Origin of the sequence: Bosea sp. OAE506 (assembly GCF_040546595.1) — a bacterium.
Taxonomy (GTDB): Bacteria; Pseudomonadota; Alphaproteobacteria; order Rhizobiales; family Beijerinckiaceae; genus Allobosea.
Window position 1 is genome coordinate 2929972 of sequence record NZ_JBEPOB010000001.1, and the last position, 17519, is coordinate 2947490.

The 17519-nt window shown below is 67.9% G+C and carries 15 protein-coding genes and 2 pseudogenes; 9 read left to right on the plus strand and 8 right to left on the minus strand.

What is annotated here, in order from left to right:
• Nucleotides 1–2 precede the first annotated feature (2 nt).
• Genes tssM through tssK form a run of 3 tightly spaced genes read right to left on the minus strand, consistent with a single transcriptional unit; the run spans nucleotide 3 to nucleotide 6399 of the window.
• Nucleotides 3–3617, minus strand: coding sequence for a type VI secretion system membrane subunit TssM (tssM, locus tag ABIE41_RS14300; RefSeq protein WP_192641053.1), 3615 nt, complete (start codon nucleotides 3615–3617; stop codon nucleotides 3–5).
• Nucleotides 3618–3631: 14 nt separating this feature from the next.
• Nucleotides 3632–5065 carry a type VI secretion system protein TssL, long form gene (gene tssL / locus ABIE41_RS14305; RefSeq protein WP_192641054.1) on the minus strand — a complete coding sequence of 478 codons (1434 nt, stop codon included), beginning with the start codon at nucleotides 5063–5065 and terminating at the stop codon, nucleotides 3632–3634.
• A complete protein-coding gene (gene tssK, locus ABIE41_RS14310) occupies nucleotides 5062–6399 on the minus strand; it encodes a type VI secretion system baseplate subunit TssK (protein ID WP_192641055.1) in 1338 nt (445 codons plus the stop codon). Before tssK ends, tssL begins: the two co-directional genes overlap by 4 nt.
• Before the next feature lie 192 nt (nucleotides 6400–6591).
• On the opposite strand from tssK, the gene ABIE41_RS14315 reads away from it, so the two are divergent.
• Together ABIE41_RS14315 and ABIE41_RS14320 are read left to right on the plus strand one after the other, a co-directional pair.
• Entirely contained in the window at nucleotides 6592–7092 is a 501-nt protein-coding gene (locus tag ABIE41_RS14315; protein WP_192641056.1) for a PAAR domain-containing protein, read from the plus strand.
• Between the two features lie 73 nt (nucleotides 7093–7165).
• Nucleotides 7166–7525, plus strand: coding sequence for a RidA family protein (locus ABIE41_RS14320; protein WP_192641057.1), 360 nt, complete (start codon nucleotides 7166–7168; stop codon nucleotides 7523–7525).
• Nucleotides 7526–7532: 7 nt separating this feature from the next.
• On the opposite strand, the gene ABIE41_RS14325 is transcribed toward ABIE41_RS14320, so the two are convergent.
• The 5 genes and pseudogenes from ABIE41_RS14325 to ABIE41_RS14345 all read right to left on the minus strand — a co-directional run.
• Nucleotides 7533–7904 carry a hypothetical protein gene (locus tag ABIE41_RS14325; RefSeq protein ID WP_192641058.1) on the minus strand — a complete coding sequence of 124 codons (372 nt, stop codon included), beginning with the start codon at nucleotides 7902–7904 and terminating at the stop codon, nucleotides 7533–7535.
• A gap of 101 nt (nucleotides 7905–8005) precedes the next feature.
• Nucleotides 8006–9379 (minus strand): type VI secretion system-associated FHA domain protein TagH, encoded by a 1374-nt coding sequence (gene tagH, locus ABIE41_RS14330; RefSeq protein WP_192641059.1) that lies wholly within the window; start codon nucleotides 9377–9379, stop codon nucleotides 8006–8008.
• 46 nt (nucleotides 9380–9425) lie between these two features.
• Nucleotides 9426–9977 carry a DUF6931 family protein gene (locus ABIE41_RS14335; protein ID WP_192641060.1) on the minus strand — a complete coding sequence of 184 codons (552 nt, stop codon included), beginning with the start codon at nucleotides 9975–9977 and terminating at the stop codon, nucleotides 9426–9428.
• A 6-nt stretch (nucleotides 9978–9983) separates the two neighbouring features.
• Nucleotides 9984–10502, minus strand: a complete 519-nt coding sequence (locus ABIE41_RS14340; protein ID WP_354193547.1) for a bacteriophage T4 gp5 trimerisation domain-containing protein — start codon at nucleotides 10500–10502, stop codon at nucleotides 9984–9986.
• Nucleotides 10503–10581: 79 nt separating this feature from the next.
• Nucleotides 10582–11838: pseudogene (locus ABIE41_RS14345) on the minus strand (type VI secretion system Vgr family protein); the annotation flags it as partial.
• A 116-nt stretch (nucleotides 11839–11954) separates the two neighbouring features.
• Between ABIE41_RS14345 and ABIE41_RS14350 the strand changes: the two are divergent.
• The 7 genes and pseudogenes from ABIE41_RS14350 (at nucleotide 11955) to ABIE41_RS14380 (ending at nucleotide 17517) form a co-directional block, all read left to right on the plus strand.
• Nucleotides 11955–12512: an OmpA family protein gene (locus tag ABIE41_RS14350; RefSeq protein ID WP_192641062.1), complete on the plus strand. Its 558-nt coding sequence runs from the start codon at nucleotides 11955–11957 to the stop codon at nucleotides 12510–12512.
• 70 nt (nucleotides 12513–12582) lie between these two features.
• Nucleotides 12583–14019 carry a type VI secretion system protein TssA gene (locus tag ABIE41_RS14355; protein ID WP_192641063.1) on the plus strand — a complete coding sequence of 479 codons (1437 nt, stop codon included), beginning with the start codon at nucleotides 12583–12585 and terminating at the stop codon, nucleotides 14017–14019.
• A 122-nt stretch (nucleotides 14020–14141) separates the two neighbouring features.
• Nucleotides 14142–14675, plus strand: coding sequence for a type VI secretion system contractile sheath small subunit (tssB, locus tag ABIE41_RS14360; RefSeq protein ID WP_192641064.1), 534 nt, complete (start codon nucleotides 14142–14144; stop codon nucleotides 14673–14675).
• Between the two features lie 11 nt (nucleotides 14676–14686).
• The gene (gene tssC / locus ABIE41_RS14365; protein ID WP_192641065.1) at nucleotides 14687–16189 is read left to right on the plus strand and encodes a type VI secretion system contractile sheath large subunit; all 1503 of its coding nucleotides are present in this window, start codon (nucleotides 14687–14689) and stop codon (nucleotides 16187–16189) included.
• A gap of 159 nt (nucleotides 16190–16348) precedes the next feature.
• Nucleotides 16349–16444 (plus strand): annotated as a pseudogene (locus ABIE41_RS14370) (type VI secretion system tube protein Hcp); the annotation flags it as partial.
• A 22-nt stretch (nucleotides 16445–16466) separates the two neighbouring features.
• Complete coding sequence (locus tag ABIE41_RS14375) at nucleotides 16467–16832, plus strand: Hcp family type VI secretion system effector (protein WP_354192314.1); 366 nt, start codon at nucleotides 16467–16469, stop codon at nucleotides 16830–16832.
• A 148-nt stretch (nucleotides 16833–16980) separates the two neighbouring features.
• Entirely contained in the window at nucleotides 16981–17517 is a 537-nt protein-coding gene (locus ABIE41_RS14380) for a type VI secretion system baseplate subunit TssE (protein ID WP_354192316.1), read from the plus strand.
• Nucleotides 17518–17519 lie beyond the last annotated feature (2 nt).

Below are 17519 nucleotides of genomic sequence, written 5' to 3' on the forward strand. Positions count from 1 at the left end.
CCTCAGATCCCCGACGGGCAGCGGATCTCCCGCAAAGCGGGCAGGATCAGCGGATTCTTGAGCGAGCCGACGCCGAACTGGTAGCCGACCTGGCGCCCGCCCGCCGCCAGCGTCAGCCCGATATTGTCGCCCTGGCGCAGCACCGAGCCGGTGTCGAGCAGGCGGAAGAAGGACCAGACGCCGTCGCGCTCGAAGAGCTTGACCTCGCCGGACGGCGCGCTCGGCCCCGAGGAGAAGAAGCCGCCGCCGAAGACGCCGCCGCCGCTTGCCCCGCCCAATGTCAGCGTGATCGCGGTGCGGCCGACGCCGGCGCCCGGCCACATCACCGGGGCGGGCGTGTTGACGCCCTGCTGGCTCGTCACGGTGAAGCCGTTGATCTCGAGCTTGGCATTGGCAGCGTCGGCGGAGAGGGCGGTCGGTACCACGATCATCTGGAAGGAGGGCAGGTTGCCGCCGGTCGGGAAGAAGGCCTCGCGGATCTCGCTCGCGCGTTGGAATTCGCGCAGCGTCGTTGCCGAGAGCGAGCGGGCGACGCGGCTGTCGACGCGCCAGTTCCACTGCGCCTTGGAGCTGTCGACATAGGGTTCGAGCCGCTCCTTGTAGAACTTGTCCATGATGCCGCCGGGCGCGAACAGGCGGGCGAAATCGGCCAGCGGCACATCGCGCGTGCTGCCCTTCACGAAGGGGTAGCGGTTGGTCAGGATCTCCGTGCAGACGCGGCTGACCTGGTCGCCCAGCGCCTGGCGCAGCAGGGCGACAGTGGCGCCCGTGGCATCGCCCTCGAAATCGTTGACGGCTGCAACGACCATGGCGCCGAAGGGAGCTGGATAGCGCGAGGAATTGGCGCGCAGCGTCGCGATCAGCGGCACCAGCGCGGCATTGGCCGCGGCCGACTGGGCCGGGTTGGTCGCCGCCATGGCGAGGTTCTGGTTGATCTCGGACAGGACCTGCAAAAGCTGGTCGACCGGGCGGCGGCCGAGATCGCCCTCGACCAGGACATGGAAGGGCTTGAACTGGCTCTCGATATCGGCGCCGAGCGCCTCGTTGCCGCCGCCCCCGAGCACGCGCTCGACGCCGGGCGCACTGAGCGGGAGGTTGGTGCCGAGCCGGTTCAGCGCCTCGCTGGCGCGCTTTTCGAGCACGTCGGTCGCCGCCTGCGCCGCCGCCTTCTTCACCGAGGCGCGCTCCTTGGTGAGCTGCGTCTCGTCGCGGACGGATTCGAGGATCTGCTTGAAGGGCGAGGTCGGCGCCGCCATCGCGCTGAGCGCCACATATTGCGGCTTGTCGGCGTTGAGCGGACGCAGCTTGAGCCGGGCGAGCGTGCGCTGCCAGGAGGCGACGAAATCGCGGCTGTAGAGCTTCAGCAGGTCCTGGAAGAGCGTGGCGTATTGCGAGACGATCGCCTGCTGGTCGACATTCTCGCCGAGCACCCAGCGCTCCTTCTCGATCCGGTCGCCGATATCGCCGAGGCGGTCGACGAAGGCGTTCTGGAAGCCGTCATAGGTGTAGAAATAGGGCACGCGGACCGCGTCGAGGTCCTCGCCGCCCACTCCTTCGAAAGCCAGGCGCACGTCGGAGCCGCCGCGACGCGCGGCGACCCAGTCCTTCTGGCTCTGGGAGCGGGCCTGGGTGCGCAAGAGCTCATAGGCGCGTTCCGCGATGCTGAGGCGGCGCAGCGTGCGCTGGCTGTTCTCGATCAGGGACTGGTTGAGCTTGACCAGCGGCTCGGCCTCGCCATCGTCGAGATCGAGCATCGCGACCAGATGCTCTTCCAGCGCCTCGCGGCCCTTGGCGTTGGCGGCGCCGGGGAAGAGGTTTTCGGCCCAGTCCAGCCGCATCCAGGCGATGACGAGGTCGCGGTCGAGCTTCGCCTGGCCGCCGACCATCATGTAGACCTTGAGCGCCTCGTAGACGAAGCCGGGATTGGTCTGGTTGGCCTCGAGCTGCTCCTCCAGCCGGAAGATGATGCGCGAGCGCAGCATCCGCTCCAGCGCCTGCTGATAGGTCAGTTCGGCCGCGTTCTGGAGCCGGTCGCGCTGGCTCAGGCCGAAGGTGGCGGCCACCGGCGTGGGTTCCTCGCGGGTGGCATAGCCCGCCGGCAGATGCCGCAGCTTGTGCAGCAGGGGCAGCACGCGGCTGAAATTGCGCTCGGAGATCGTCGTCTCCTGGAGCACGGGGGCAGCGCTGGCGCGGTAATCCGAGAGGCCGTAATTGGTCGCGGTGATCAGGTCGCTGTTGCGCGAGAAGCTCGTCCACCACAGGCCGAGTGCGGCGAGCGAAACCAGCGCCACGGCGGCAAATCCGGCCGCCCGCAGCAGGGTGGCGCGCCGTGCGGCGCCGAGATCGGTCGAGACCCAGCCAGCCTCGCCGATGACGACCTTCTGGAGCAGGTCGGTGAGGAAATAGCTCTTGCCGCGGCCGGAATAGGCGCCTGCGCTGGCGTGGCTGCTGCCGAAATTGCGCGAGAGCGCGCCGATCAGCTGGTCGATCGGCGTGCCCTCCTGCGTCCCGGAGGTGAAGTAGAAGCCGCGCAGCGTGGCGTTGGCGTGGTAGCGCGTCGGCTCGAAGACGCGGCCGAGGAAGTCGTTGATCGAGCGCTTCAGCGTCGCCATCTGGCTCGGGAAGCCGAAGATCTGGGCGCGCGCGGTCGGGTTGGCCTCGTCCTGAAGGCGATCCGGCAGCCGCTCGTTCAGCCGCGCGATCAGCGCGTCGTATTCGGGCGCGACATCGCCGATCATGTTGCGGGTCTTGTCGGCGGTCTGGAAGGTGTGGCCCCAGACCATGCGGCGCTGCGGCTCCGAGAGCGCGCCGAAGAACTCGTTGAAGCCCGCGATCAGGTCGGATTTGGTGAAGATCGCATAGACCGGGAAATCGACCTTCAGCCGCTCGTTCAGCTCGAGCAGGCGGTTGCGGATCGCGTCGGCATGGGCGGCGATCTCCTCAGGCGAGGACGTCAGCAGATCCTCGACGCTGATTGCGACGAGCACGCCGTTGATCGGCTGGCGCGGGCGGTGGGTCTTGAGCAAATCGAGGAAGGAGAGCCAGCTCGCCTTCTCTGCCTTCGCGTCGGTGTCCTGGGTGGTGTAGCGGCCGGCCGTGTCGATCAGCACGGCCTCCTCGGAAAACCACCAGTCGCAGTAGCGCGTGCCGCCGACGCCGGCGATCGCGGCCGGCGCCGCGCCGCCGCGGGCGAGGGGGAATTTCAGCCCCGAATTGACCAGCGCGGTGGTCTTGCCGGCGCCGGGTGGGCCGATGATCACGTACCAGGGCAGGTCGTAGAGATAGTCGCCACCATCCTTGCCCCGCGCGCGGCGGAGCGTCGCGAGCGCGTCGCGCATCGACGCCGACAGCGCGGCGCCGTCGCCGGTCGCCTCCTGCTGCTGTTCCAGCGCCTCGGTCAGCGCGGCGGTGGCGCGGCGCCGACGGATGACGATCATTGCGATCCAGGCGAGCGCGCCGAACGCGATCAGCGCGACGATCGGCAGCCGGACCCAGATGGAATCGAAGGGCCTGGCCTCGCCGATGGCGACGAAGGGTGTGCCGAACCAGATGAGCAGTCCGAGCGCCAGCGCCCCGACGATGATGGCTGCGATCCTGAGCCAGGTGGCGAGGTTCATGGGTTCGCCCTCCCTCAGCCCTGCCGCTGGATCACGATCTCGACCCGCCGGTTCTTGGCGCGCCCCTCGCGGCTGGCATTGTCGGCAATCGGGGCATCGGCCCCCTTGCCCTCGACGCTGATGCGGTCGGGCTTGCTCAGCTTTGTCTGGAGCAAGTCGCCGACGGCCTTGGCGCGGGCCTGGGACAGCTGCAGGTTGGAGGCAAAGCGCGCGGTGCGGATCGGCACGTTGTCGGTGTGCCCGAGCACCTTGACCGCGCCGCCCTCGGTTTCCAGCACGCTCGCGATCCGCTCGATCAGGGGGCGGAACTCATCGCGCACCGCCGCCTGGCCGGGTTCGAACAGGGTGATGTCGACGAGCCTGACGATGATGACGTTAGGCGTGACCTGGCAGACGATGGGCGGCTGCACCGCGCCGCAGACCTTGGGCGGCACGGGGGGCGGCGGCAGCGGCGGCGGGGGCGCCGAGAAGACCTTGCGGACGAGGCCGAGCTCGCCCTTGGGATGAACCGAGAGCATGGCGGTGGCCGCCGCCTCCGCATTGCCCGCAAGCAGGAAGCGGAAGACGAGATAGAGCCCGAGCACGGCGACGCCGGCGAGCGCCGCCACCGACCAGACCGGGACCTTGAAGCGCGCCAGCTGCGAGGCGACGGCCTGGCCGCGCCAGCGCGGCGAGAGTTCGGGGTCGGGCTGCTTCACCCGGCGCAGCGTTTCGAACAGGTTGCGCTGGATCATCTGGAGATTGGCGGCGCCACCGGCGGAGGTGCGGTGGATGCCCTGGAAGCCCAGCGCCAGGCAGGCATGCATCAGTTCGAGCAGGTCGTAATTGACGGAAGGGTCGGCCTTGGCGCGGTCGAGCTCCTCGAAGAAGCGCACGCCGCCGACACGCTCGCCGAAGAACTTCGAGAGCATGCTGTACTGCGTCCAGACATGCCGGTCTTCGCCGGGGATGTTCTGGACGATGTCGTCGGCCGCCGCGCAGAGGACGTATTTGGCCGTCCGCGTCTGCTCGGCCGAGGCGCCAGCGGCGCGGACCTCGTGCTCGAAGGCCTCGATCGTTTCTGTGACCTGTCCGAGCAGCTGCGCGAGCGGAGCGCTGCTGAGCTGCGAGCGCAGCCGGCCGAGCAGCAGGAGCAGCGGGCCGGCGGCGCGCAGCAGCGGGTTGGCGTTGGGCGTCAGGAGCTGGTCGCGGCCCGGCAGCGGCCCGGCGGCAGTACCGGGCGGCGGTGGCTGGCGCGGTGGGGCGGGCTGTACGGCCGAGATCCAGTCGTCGCTGCCGCCGGGAACACCGGGCGAGGCGGCGGCGGGCGGGGCATAGGGTGTCGGCGCCGCCGGTGTTGGCTGAGCAGGGCGCGAGGGCAGGGGGGCGCGGCGTCCGGCCGGGTTGGGCCTGATGATGGTCCGGTCGGAGCGGCCGAACGGATCGGACGGCGAACCGGGATCGCTCATCGCCGCCCCTCGAGCACGGCCCAGAGTTCGAGCTCCAGATCGGGCCAGTCACCGGAGAAATGCATCCCGATCGAGCTTGCGGTCGAGAACTCCGGCCAGAGCGGCGAGGTCCGGTCGAGATAGAAATAGACGTGGTCGGTCAGCGCCCGGATCTGCGGCGGCGGCGTCGGCAGATGGACGAGGCTGATGCCCGGCAGATGGGCATGGACGATCTCGTTCATCTTGGTGTTGGGGCCGACCTTAAAGAGCTGCGGGAACTGCGCCTGGATCTCGGTCAGCGGGCGGCGTGCCGCGACCTCCAGAACCAGCGTCGCGTTGCGCACCAGGCTGCGGTCGCGGATCGTCGACATGAAGGCGTTGGGCGCGCGCTCGGTGATCTCCAGCCGGATCGCGCGGCGGCCGAGATTGGCGGAGAGGAAATCCTGGATGTCGCGGACCAGCGGCGTAAAGCAGGCCTCCAGATCGTCATGGTCATAGGCCGGATAATCGCGGGCGCGGCGCTCGGCGGTGGTGAAGGTGGCGAGCTCGCCGGCCAGCCCCAGGAAGGTCTCGAACAGCCGCTCGGGGTGGACATAGCGCGACTGGCGCAGGTGCCGCAGCTGCGGGATCTGCCGGTTCAGGAGCTGCAACATGAAATAGTCGGCGCTCTGGAGGCCGCCGCCGGCCGTGGGATCGGCGGCGTAGCGGGCGAGTTCCTCGAGCTTGTTGTCGATCCAGCCGATGACGCGGTCGAGCCAGCCCTCGATCACCGGATAAGCGCAGCAGACGAGGACGGGCGGGGCGAATTTTTCGTCGAAGAGGATGGCGCGGTCACGCACCTCGAGGATGCGGCCCAGCGCCAGCCCGACATAGCCGGCCTTGGCCGTCTTGCGCAGCTCCAGCGTCAGGCGCGGATGGGCGACGTCGATCTCCTCCTCGATCCGTAGCGAGGCGGTTGAATCGATCAGCATCTCGGTCGCGGGGAGGTAGCGGCTGGCGCTGCCGGTCTGCGCGTCCTCGACTTCGCGGGTGTTGGGCGAGGCCAGAGGCAGGGACAGCCAGACGATCTGGCCGGCGGCGTTCTCCGGCACCTCGATGGCGGCGGGCAGGGGGCTGTTGTCGGGCAGGGCGAAGGGCGTGCCGTCCGGCATTACGCCGACGGCGCGGCGCAGGCCGATCCGGCTCTGCTGGGCGAGGTCGCGGTCGATCTCCAGCACCGAGAAGCCCCATGGGTAAGGGGTGACGTGCCGAACGCGGTTTTCCAGCAGGTTCTCAAGATACCGGTCGTTCTGCTGGAAGTGATGAGGCCGTAGAAACAGCCCTTCCGACCAGACGACCTTGCTGTACCACGACATCCGGCTCTCGCTCACTCAAAGGCATGTCGGGGACCTTATACGGGTCGCCAACAAGCGTCACCAAGCGAATGCTAGAGCGTCAGCAACGGGCTGCCGTCATTGACTTGAATGATGCGCGGTTGCGCGATGTCCGGCAGTCCAGCAGAGTCGTCTCAAGAGCCGGTCGCGATCGACCGGCGAGGAGGAGCCCCGATGCCGACCGGCCCCGCCGCCCGTATCCTCGATCTCGTGCTGCATCCCCTCCCGGGCGTCCTCCAGCCCGGGCCGGGCAGCCCCAATGTGCTGATCGGCGGCCTGCCGGCCTGGCGCGGCGTCTCGGCCGTGGCCGCCGCCGCGATCCAGGCGGCGCGCCAGGTCTCGGATGCGGCCATCGCCACCGCCGAGGCGGCGACGCTCGCCGCCGCAGGGACCCCCGGCGCGCCCGCCGCGAAGCTGGCCGAGGAGACCGCGAAGGCGACCGCCGCCACCACGATGGGCTCGATGATCACCGGCGCCGCCGGCGGGGCCGACATCCACAACTGCCTGACCCTGCTGCCGGCGCCGCCGCACGGGCCCGGTGTCGTCGTCGACGGCTCGCAGACCGTGCTGATCAACAATCTCTCGGCCTGCCGGGTGGGCGACACGATCATCGAGGCGGTGGGCCCGCCCAACAAGATCACGATGGGGCTGACGACGGTGATCATCGGCGGCTGACGGGCTGCCGCGCCTCGGCTAGGAGGGGCGGCGCGCGGCTCGTCGCGCCCCATCTCAGCGCAGGATACCGACCATGACCATCGACCGCATCGGAGTGACGCAGCGCTGGTGCGATGCCGCCATCTTCAACGGCATCGTCTTCCTTGCCGGCCATGTCGCCGAAAAGACCGAAGGCCGCCCGCTCGGCGAGCAGACCACCGAGGTGCTGGCGCTGCTGGAGGAGACTCTGGAGGCCGCCGGCAGCGACAAGAGCCGCATCCTCAGCGTCCAGATCTTCCTGACCGACATCTCGAAGATTGCCGAGATGAACGCGGTCTGGGACGCCTGGGTGCCGAAGGGCACAGCGCCGGCCCGCGCCACCGTGGAGGCGAAGCTCGCCTCGCCTGGCCACGACATCGAGATCACTGCGGTGGCGGCTAAGAAGGTAGCTTAAGCGCCCTTCAGGCTGCAGGCTCGCGCTTGAAGACGATTCCGCAGTTCTTCTGGATGGAGACCTTTTCGATGGTCTCCATCTCGCCCTTCAGGCGGCCGAGTTCTGCTGCGTTCTGGCCATCGCCCTTCACGGCGAAGAGCAGGGGCCAGAAGACGACGACGCCGACTGTCGTAACAACGGCATCTTGGGTGCGGCGTGAATCCTGGGTGCCCGCCGCTTCGATGGCGCGGGTCGAAATGCGCTCAGCCTCCTCACCCAACTGCTTGCAAGTGTAGGACTGATACTGCAGCGGCGAAACATAAGACGCCCTGATATCCGAAGAACTCGACGCGCAAGATGCACTGAACAGTCCAACGCAAACAGCAGCAGCAATGCGCATCACGATCTCCCCTTGGATACAGCATCGAGATCTCGGGGAGGTGAAGTCGGGCGTCAACCGGACAAAGTTCGCCGGCAAGAGATTGGTTTGGGATAAGCGCGTTATTTCCCGCCGCGGTCGTAGCACTCGGCGAAATAAAGCATGAAGGCGTCGACCAGACCGTCCTCATAAGGCGCGGTCTTGGCGTCCCAGCGGGCGACATAGGCATCCCACATCTTGGCCTTGCGCGAGCCGAGCAGCGAATCGAGGCCGCGATCCTGCGCCGTGCTCTCGGCGATGGCCTGCGGTTCGAGATCCTCGACGAGCATGCGCAGCGCGTGCTGCATGGCGGAATAGGTCTTGATCTGATGGGCCTTGAGGTCGCGGAAGCTCTCGTCGAAGGCCTTCTGCGCGCTGAGATAGCCGCTCTTGGGCCGGCCGAAGATCAGCTGCAGCGCGTCGTCCACGGTCGGCGAGAATTTCAGCGGGTTGTTGTCCTGCGCCTGGATCATCGTCTGGTTGGCGCTGCGGGCGATGCGCTTGCTTTCGGCGCGGGCGGCCAGCAACTGCTTGAGCTCGACCGCGACGAGCCGCATCAGCCCGCCGAGCTGCTCGGCAAAGGCGCCGGGGTCCTGCCAGGCGAGGTCGTTCGTCGACAGGCCCGCGCCCTTGGCGAAGCGCTGGACGAACTCCGCCGCGCTGATCTGGGGCATGCCGGCGGGCATGGCCGTGGCTGCCGGCGGCACGAAGGGCTGGCCTGCCGCCGCGAGCGGCTCGAGCGGCGGCAAAGGGGCGATCGGCGGCGTGGGCTGAACGGGTGCGTCGCTCCAGGGATCGCCCGGCGGGAGATCGGCCGTCAGGGGGCGGCGCGGCGTCGGGATCGCCACCGGCGGCGGCTCGGGCGCGCTGGCGGGCGGCTGGTAGGGCGCCCAGGCGAAATCGTCGCCTGCGGGGGCGGGGGGCGGTGAGGGCGGCGCGACCGCGGGCTGGGGGGGCGCCGGCGCGGGAATGTCGGCGGCCCAGTCGATGAAGCCGTCATGGACCGGACGGTGGCGGTTGGGCGGCAGCAGATCGCGGCGCGGAATCGGCGGCGCCGCCTCGCCCTGCGCCGACCAGAGCGAGCCGGACTCAGGTGCTGCTTCCTGCGGCTGGTGCTGCGCCGGCTCGGCCTGGGCGGGCTCATCGATCGCGACGGCGATGACGTAATGGCCGATCTCCAGCCGGTCGCCATGCTGCAGGCGGTAGGGCGACTGGACGCGCTGCGTGCCGCCGTTGACATAGGTGCCGTTGGTCGAGATGTCGCGCAGCCAATAGGCGCCGTCGCGGAAGCGGACCTCGCAATGGCGGCCGGAGATCGCGCGGGTCGGGTCCGGCAGGCACCAGTCGAGATGCTGGTCGCGGCCGATGTCGAGGCCCCGGCCGCCGCTCAGGGAGACGGTGAGGGGCCCGCCATCGGGCAGGGCGGTCTCGTTCTCGATGGTCAGCGTCAGAGGCATGGCGGGGAATCCGGGCGCGGCCTGCGCTCAGGCAGGGGTCTGGCCGTCAAGAGGTCTTGCCGTCGTCATCGGCCAATCGAATGCATGCTTCGACGCAGTTGCGCAATGCGGCCTGGTGCTCGCGCCCGCTCAGGCGGCCGATCGCGATCAGCACGGCGATCCGCGCCATCTTGGCGGTGAGATCGGGCGGGCAGGGCACCGTATGGCCCTCCACCATGCTGCCGCCCGAATAGCCGGCGGCGAAGGCGGCCCAGGTGCCCGGGTGGGCGGGATCGCCGGCATCGGCGACGGCGAGCGCGGCGCGGCGGGTCTCGTCGCGCGGATCGCGGACCCACGCCTCAGCCGCGACGAGCCCCTCATCCGCCGCGGCGGAGGCCGGCTGCACCCCTCGCAGCGACTGGGCCGCCCACCAGACGGCCTCGCGGCGCGGCAGGAGATAGGCCGCAAAGCCGATGGCCTCGCTCGGGGCTGGGCCCTGCGCCAGCCGCCGCAGAAAGGCGAGCGGATGCTCGGCCACCGGCCTGGTGGCGATGGCCTTGCCGACTGAGGGGAAGGTTTCGAAGACCTCCCGGGCGGTGCTGAAGCGCAGGCGCGACATCGGCCCTCAGTTGATCTTCACGAGGGCGCCGTTGACGATCACCATGGCGTCGCTCAGCACCTCGGTCTTCGCGACGCTCTTGATCGTGATCGTCGGCGAGGAGATCTCGATGCTGGCCGGCAGCATCTTGATCGTGCTCTGGCCGACCTTGAGATTGATCTCGGTCATGGCCTCGATGTCGAGCTTGCCCTGCTGGATATGGAGCTTGTCGTCGCCGCTCTTGACGGTGGTCTCGCGGGAATAGCCTCCGTCGCGGTAATCGGGCCCGATCTCGCGGGTCTCCTTGTTCTTGATCAGGGCCTGGAAGTCCTTTTCCGCCTGGATGCTGAAGATCTCCTCCCCCTTGCGGTCCTCGAACTTGATCTCGTTGTAGCAATCGGAGAAGCCGGCGCCGTCCGTCGACTCCGACTTCAGGCCGGACTGGGTCTTGTTGTCCGGCAGGCCGTAGGGCGGCTTGTGCTGGTCGTTGACGACAGTGCCGGTCACGAGCGGCAGGTCGGGATTGCCCTCGAGGAACTCGACCACAACCTCCTGGCCGATGCGGGGGGATGATTTGCCCGCCCCAGCTCTTGCCCGACCACATCTGCGCGACGCGGGTGCGGCAGGAGGTCGAGCGTTCCTCGCGGTCCCAGTGGAAGCGCAGCAGGATGCGGCCGAACTCGTCGACGTCGATGTCGCCCTCCTCGCCGCGGTTGCGCTCGCCCACGACCTTGGCGGTGTGCGGGCCGAACACGGTCGGGCGCCGGGTGACCAGGGGCGCGCGGAAGCGGCGGTCGCTCTTCTGGAACTCGTAGGCGCCGCTATAGGGCGAGTCGGCCTCGGCGCCGGAGCGATAGGCCTGCCCGACGAAGCTGTGGCGGCAGCCGACCACCAGATATTCGATGTTCTCCGACGTGGTCTCATGGGCCGCGAGCGTCATCAGCGCGCCCGGATGGAGGCTCGGCGCATCGCCCGCCGCGTGGCGCCGGTCGTCCTGCGCCTGCTCCGCCTGGGCGCGGACCCGGGCGAAATGCTCGCCCTCGTCGCGCTTGATGTAGCTGCGCGGGTAGTCATAGGCCTCGAAGGCCTTCGCCTTGTCGAAGCCGGCCTCGGCCTGGGCCGTCAGGTCCGAAGCCGACTGCTCGAAATCGTAATCCCTGAGCACGACCTTGCCGGTGCGCAGCCGGCGCATCGTCGACCAATGCGTCAGGTTCTCGATATGGCGCGGCATCCGGCTCGTCGGCGGCATCAGCGGATAGGCGGTGCCGGCCCCGTTAAACGTCGGCTCGGCCGCGGCCTGGACGGGGTCGTGCGAGGAGCGGGAATCGGACAGCACCAGCTTGTGGTCGCCGTCGCTGTGCTTGAAGTAAAAATAGATGCCGTACTGCTCCATCAGCCGCAGCACGAAGTCCAGGTCGCTCTCGCGATACTGCACGCAGTAGGGGATCGGCTCGAGCCGGTCGCTGGTGCGGTCCTCGAAGCTTGCGCTCTCCTCCTTGGCGAAGATCGCCTTGATGATGTCGACCGCCGTCTGCTCCTTGAAGATGCGGCAGTCGGAGCGCTGCGACAGCAGCCAGAGCCACGGCCGCAGGGTGAAGCGGTAGTGGTGCAGGTCCTCTTCCTTACCGGTCCACTGGGCGTCGACCAGCGTGCCGTTGAAGACGCGCGGGCTGCCGTTCTTGAGCGTCATCGTCACGGAGCACTTCTGACTCATGATGCTCTGCAGGTCGGCGTTTTCAGTCGTACTGCTGGCGTCGATCTGAAAAGTAAAGAGTTCGCTCAAGCCTTCAGAGGCTTCGAACTGCATCAAGGCAAAAACGTCTTGACCCAAAGGTGTCGTAAACGAAGCAGTTCTTTGCAACTGTCGCAGATCGGCGGTCATCAACGAAACCTCGCGGTTCTAGATGCTATTTTGTTATTGACGTAGCGGATGGCGCGAGTCATGGTGTGCGCCTTCAATCCTTTACCGCCCGCGCGAAGCTAAACGGGAGGGGGACCATGCGCAAGCAGCCCGCGATTACAGCCATCGCCATCCTTTCCGCCGGTTTTTATATGGCACCGACGCCGGCGACGCAGGCGCAGACCTACAAGGCGGACGACATCGTCAAGCATTTCGGCCCGGCGATGGCAGCGCCGCCGGTCAGCGCGACCCGCGGGCTGTGCATCGGCACGGAAGCCGATTGCAGCCGGGCGGGGCACGCGGTGAAGCCGGCCGCGATCGCGGCCTTCGACCTGGTGGTGCGCTTCAAGTACAATTCCGATGTGCTGGAGCCGGACGCCCGGGCCAATCTGGACGAGTTCGCCAAGGCCCTGAAGACGCCGCAGCTCGGCACCAGCCGCTTCCTCGTCGAGGGCCATACCGATGCGGTCGGCTCGCCCTCCTACAATCTCGATCTCTCCGCCCGCCGCGCCCAGGCGGTGGTGCGCTATCTGCAGGAGCGCGGCGTCGACACCGCCAAGCTTGAGGCGCGCGGCTATGGCGAGACCAAGCCGGTGGTGGCGGACCGCTTCGCCGGCGAGAACCGCCGGGTCGAGACCCGCCTGAAGAGCGATTGACGAGGCCGGCCGGCCGTCTCCGCGGAGGCTGCCGGCGGCGAGGCCTGTGCATGCGTAACCGGTGGGGGCGATGGCGTCTTTGAATTTTGCGGCGTATGCGAGCGCCATCTCCGACGCCGATCCCTGCGGGCCGGATCTCGAGGACGATCCCGAGTTCATGAACGTCACGGCGCGGCTCGAGGTCGCGCTGCCGGCGCAGTATTTCCGGCGCGACGACGAGGGCCGGCAGGTCGCGTTCGACCGCAGCGGTATCGAGTTCCCGGCCGCCTTCTCCGATCTCGGCAAGCTGCTGGAGCGCTCGCGCGACCTGAGGCTGTTCGTGCTGGCCGGCAAGCTCGCCATTCTCAACCGGGACGTGCCGGGTTTCGCCGCATGCCTAACGACCATCGCCACGCTCCTCTCCGAGCAGTGGGAGACGGTGCATCCGCGGGCGCAGGACGGCGACCAGATCATGCGCGAGGTGGCGCTGCAGAGCCTGGACGAGCTGCCGACCGTGGTGCTGCCTCTCCAGCACGCGCCGCTCTTCGTGAGCCGGCGCATCGGGCCCTTCGCCTTCCGCAGCCAGCTCGTCGCCACCGGCGAGACCAGGCTCGTCGAGGGCGAGCAGCATCCCGACGCCGGCGCGATCCAGGCGGCACTCGGCGACACCGATATCGATGAGCTGACCGCGACGCTCGCGCGCATCCGCGCGATCGCGGACGCTCTTGCCGGCATCCGCGCGATCTGGCTGGAGAGGGTGGGGGCCGATCATTCGCTCAGCTTTCCGCGCCTCTCGGCGCTCGTCGATCAGATCGTCGCCTTCCTCGATGGCGCGGTGGCGCGGCGCGTGCCCGGCCACCAGGCGATGCCGGTGCTTCAGGCGGCGCCGGGCGAGGCCGCTCCGGCAGGCAGTTCCAGTGTCGCGCCGGGCAGTTGCGGCAACATCCTTCAAGTGAAGGATACGCTGGCTGCCTGCCTCGGCTACTTTCGCCGCATGGAGCCTTCCAGCCCGGCGGTTCTCCTGATCGGCCAGGCGCAGCAACTGATCGGCAAGTCGTTGATCGAGGTCATTCAGATCATGTTCCCCGAGCATTTCGGGCAGGCCGTTCTGGAGATCGGCGACCGGCCGCGCTTCCGCCTGCCGCTGGAGCGGCTGAGCGCGCCGGAGGACCAGGCGTCGGAGGAGGGCTACGGCGACGACTCCTACGCGGCCTCCGAGGATGAAACCTATGACGATGCTTCGGAGGAGGCCGGCGAGGCGGAGGAGGGCAGCGAATTTGGCGGGTCCGACCCCGATGCGCCAGAGGCGGGAGAGACGCCTCAGGCCGCGCCGGCGCTCCAGGTCTCGACGCGGGCCGAGGCCGTGGCGGGGATGAGGGCGGTCGCCGCCTTCTATCGCCAGGTCGAGCCCTCGCACCCGACGCCGCTGCTGATGGACAAGGCCTGCGCGCTGGCGCAGCGGGACTTCCTGGCGCTGCTGGGCGACATCCTGCCCGACGTCACGCTGATGCCCGACGCCGACGGTTAGGAGATTTTCCGGTATTGGACTTGAACCGACTTCGGGTCAGGCGCGACTATATCGGTAGAAGGCAAGAACGGTTACGGTGTCACGTTACGTCGGCGTGACGCATTCGCAGAGGGGCTGCTACCATGGCCGGAGATTCAGGTCAGAAGTTCATTCGCCGCAACAGGCCGCCGCGGGTCCACATCACCTATGAGGATCCCTACAACGCCGAGCAGAAGATCGAGCTTCCCTTCGTCATGGGGGTGATGGCCGATCTCTCGGGCAATGCCGCCGGTGTCGAGAAGCCGGAGATCTCGCAGCGCAAGTTCCTCGACTTCGACATGGACAATTTCGACCAGCGCATGGGCGCCATCCAGCCGGGTGTTGCCTTCGCTGTCCCCAACAAGCTGGGCGATGGCGGCGACAAGCTCTCGGTCGCGCTGAAGTTCTCGAAGTTCGACGATTTCAACCCGGCCGCCGTCGCCCGGCAGATCCCGGCGATGGCCAAGCTGCTGGAGGCGCGCGAGCAGCTCGCCAATCTGGTGCGCTTCATGGACGGCAAGATGGCCGCCAGCGACCAGATCAAGGCGCTGCTGGCCGACCCCCAGCTGATGGCGGCGCTGAAGGACAGGCTTGGTGACAAGCCTTCCGACGGTACCCCGGCCGAAGAGACGAAGTGAGCGAGGCGGCAATGGCAGCGGAAGCACAATCCCAGCAGCCCGGCGCGGTCACCGAGACCCGCGACGTCGAGGAATTCGCCTCGGTCCTGAAGCAGAGCTTCAAGCCCAAGACCGAGCGCGCCGCGACCGAGGTCGAGGCCGGCATCGCCACCTTGGTCAACCAGGCGCTCGCGGACTCGACGCTGATCAAGAACGACGTGCTCGACACGATCGAGGAGATGATCGCGCGGCTCGACGCCAAGCTGACCGAGCAGATGAACGAGGTGCTGCATGCGCCGGAGTTCCAGAAGATCGAGAGCGCCTGGCGCGGGCTGAACTACCTGGTCTTCAATTCGGAGACCGACGCGCAGCTCAAGATCAAGGTGATGAACGTCTCGAAGAACGAGCTGTATCGGAACCTGAAGACCTATCCCGGCGCGCGTTGGGACCAGAGCCCGCTGTTCAAGCAGGTCTATGAGCAGGAGTTCGGACAGCTCGGCGGCCAGCCCTTCGGCTGCCTGGTCGGCGACTACCACTTCAGCCATGTGCCGACGGACGTGCAGCTGCTGCGCGATCTCTCCAAGGTGGCGGCGGCGGCCCATGCGCCCTTCTTCGCCGGTGCGGATCCGACCCTGATGGGGATGGACACCTGGACCGAACTGTCCAACCCGCGCGATCTCGGCAAGGTCTTCGACACGCCCGATTACGCGGCCTGGAAGGGTCTGCGCGACGCGGCCGACTCCCGCTATGTCGGCCTGTGTCTGCCGCGGGTGCTGTCGCGGGTTCCCTACGGCGCCAAGTCGGAGCCGGTCGAGGAGTTCGCCTTCGAGGAGGACACCGACGGGCACAAGGGCGAGAAATACGCCTGGATGAACGCGGCCTATGCGATGGCCGTGAACATCAACCGCGCCTACAAGGAATATGGCTGGTGCACGCGCATCCGCGGGGTGCAGTCGGGCGGCGAGGTGCTGAACCTGCCGACCCACACCTTCCCGACCGATGATGGCGGCGTCGACCTGAAGTGCCCGACCGAGATCGCGATCAGCGACCGGCGCGAGGCGGAGCTGGCCAAGTCCGGCCTGATCCCGCTGATCCATCGGAAGAACACCGACAAGGCGGCCTTCATCGGCGCCCAGTCGCTGTACAAGCCCAAGAGCTTCTCGGGTCCCGACGGCGTCGCGGCGACGGCTTCCGACAATCTGTCGGCGCGGCTGCCCTACATGTTCGCGGTCTCGCGCTTCGCGCACTACCTGAAGTGCATGGTTCGCGACAAGATCGGTTCCTACAAGGAAAAGGAACCGCTGCGGCGCTGGCTGCAGGAGTGGATCACCGACTATGTCGACGGCGATCCGGTCAATTCCAGCGAAGAGACGAAGGCGCGGCGCCCGCTCTCCGATGCGCGCATCGACGTCTTCGAGGACGAGGAGAACCCCGGCTACTACTCGGCCAAGTTCTATCTCCGGCCGCATTTCCAGCTCGAGGGCATGGATATCGGCCTGAGCCTGGTCTCACGACTGCCAGCTCCCAAGACGTGACCGCCCAGACGTGACCGTCGCCTGACCAGCAGGTGACCTCAGTCCAGAAGCTTCCAGGCGCCCGTGTCCTTCGCGACCGGGCGCACAGGAGAACTGCGTCCAGTATCCGGGTTTTGCGACCGAATTTTCAGTCCCTTCACACCAGAGGAGATCATCATCATGGCTAGCGACTTCCTTCTCGAGATCGACGGCATCAAGGGCGAAAGCCAGGACTCCAAGCACAAGGACACGATCGAGGTCGATTCCTTCTCCTGGGGCGTCAGCAATGCCGGCACCCATGCGAGCGGCCAGGGCGGCGGCGCCGGCAAGGCCAATTTCCAGGACATCCACTCTCACCGCGTCCGTCGGCAAGGCCTCGGCGAACCTGGCGCTGTCCTGCGCCACCGGCAAGCACATCACCAAGGCGGTGCTCTACGTCCGCAAGCAGGGCGAGAACCAGCAGGACTACTACGTCCTGACCCTCGAGGACCTGCTGGTGTCGAGCTACCAGTCCGGCGACGCCGCGGGCGGCACCACGATCCCGACCGACCAGTTCTCGCTGAACTTCGCCAAGATCAAGTACGAGTACAAGCCGCAGAAGAAGGACGGCTCGCTCGACGCTCCGGTCACGATGACCTGGGACCTGAAGCAGAACAAGAAGTGAGCCTTCGCCGGCGCCGCTCCGGCGGCGTCGGCTCCGGGCCGGACGATGGCCGTTGCGGGGGAGCGCCGCGACGGCCATCGTGCTTGCCGGGCCGATCGGGACGGGGAAGCGGGAGCGACGACGAGTGCGGGGTCCGGCGAACGGCACATTGACGAAGAAGCGGCTGCGCCCGCCCCTGATGTTCGCCTTTCGCGAGGCGCATCAGGAGAAGGACGCAATGGTCGCGCTCGACCTGCGCGACGCCGGCGGCGAGCGCGTCATCGCCAACCGGCGTGCGGCGCCGCGCGCCGCCATCACCGAGCCCAAGCTGCGGCGCGAGATCGCCATCGATCTCGACGCGCTGGTGAACACGGTCAACCTCGCCTCCTCGGTCGACCTGTCGCAGCACGAGCATGTCCGGCGCTCGATCCTCAATCACGGCCTTCCGGACCTGGCCAGCCGCTCCATCGACGAGCACCGGGTCGATCTCATCGCCAAGGACATGGCGGCGGCGCTGGTCGGCTACGAGCCCCGGCTGATCCGCGGTTCGATCCAGGTCGAGCGCGACCATTCGCTCGACCGTGCGGAACTGAAGGTGCGGTTCCTGGTGCGGGCGGATCTCAACTGCGAGCCGCTGAACGTGCCGGTCGAATTCGTGGCCGATCTCGAGCTCGACACCGGCAAGATGGCGATCAGGAGCCGCTAGGC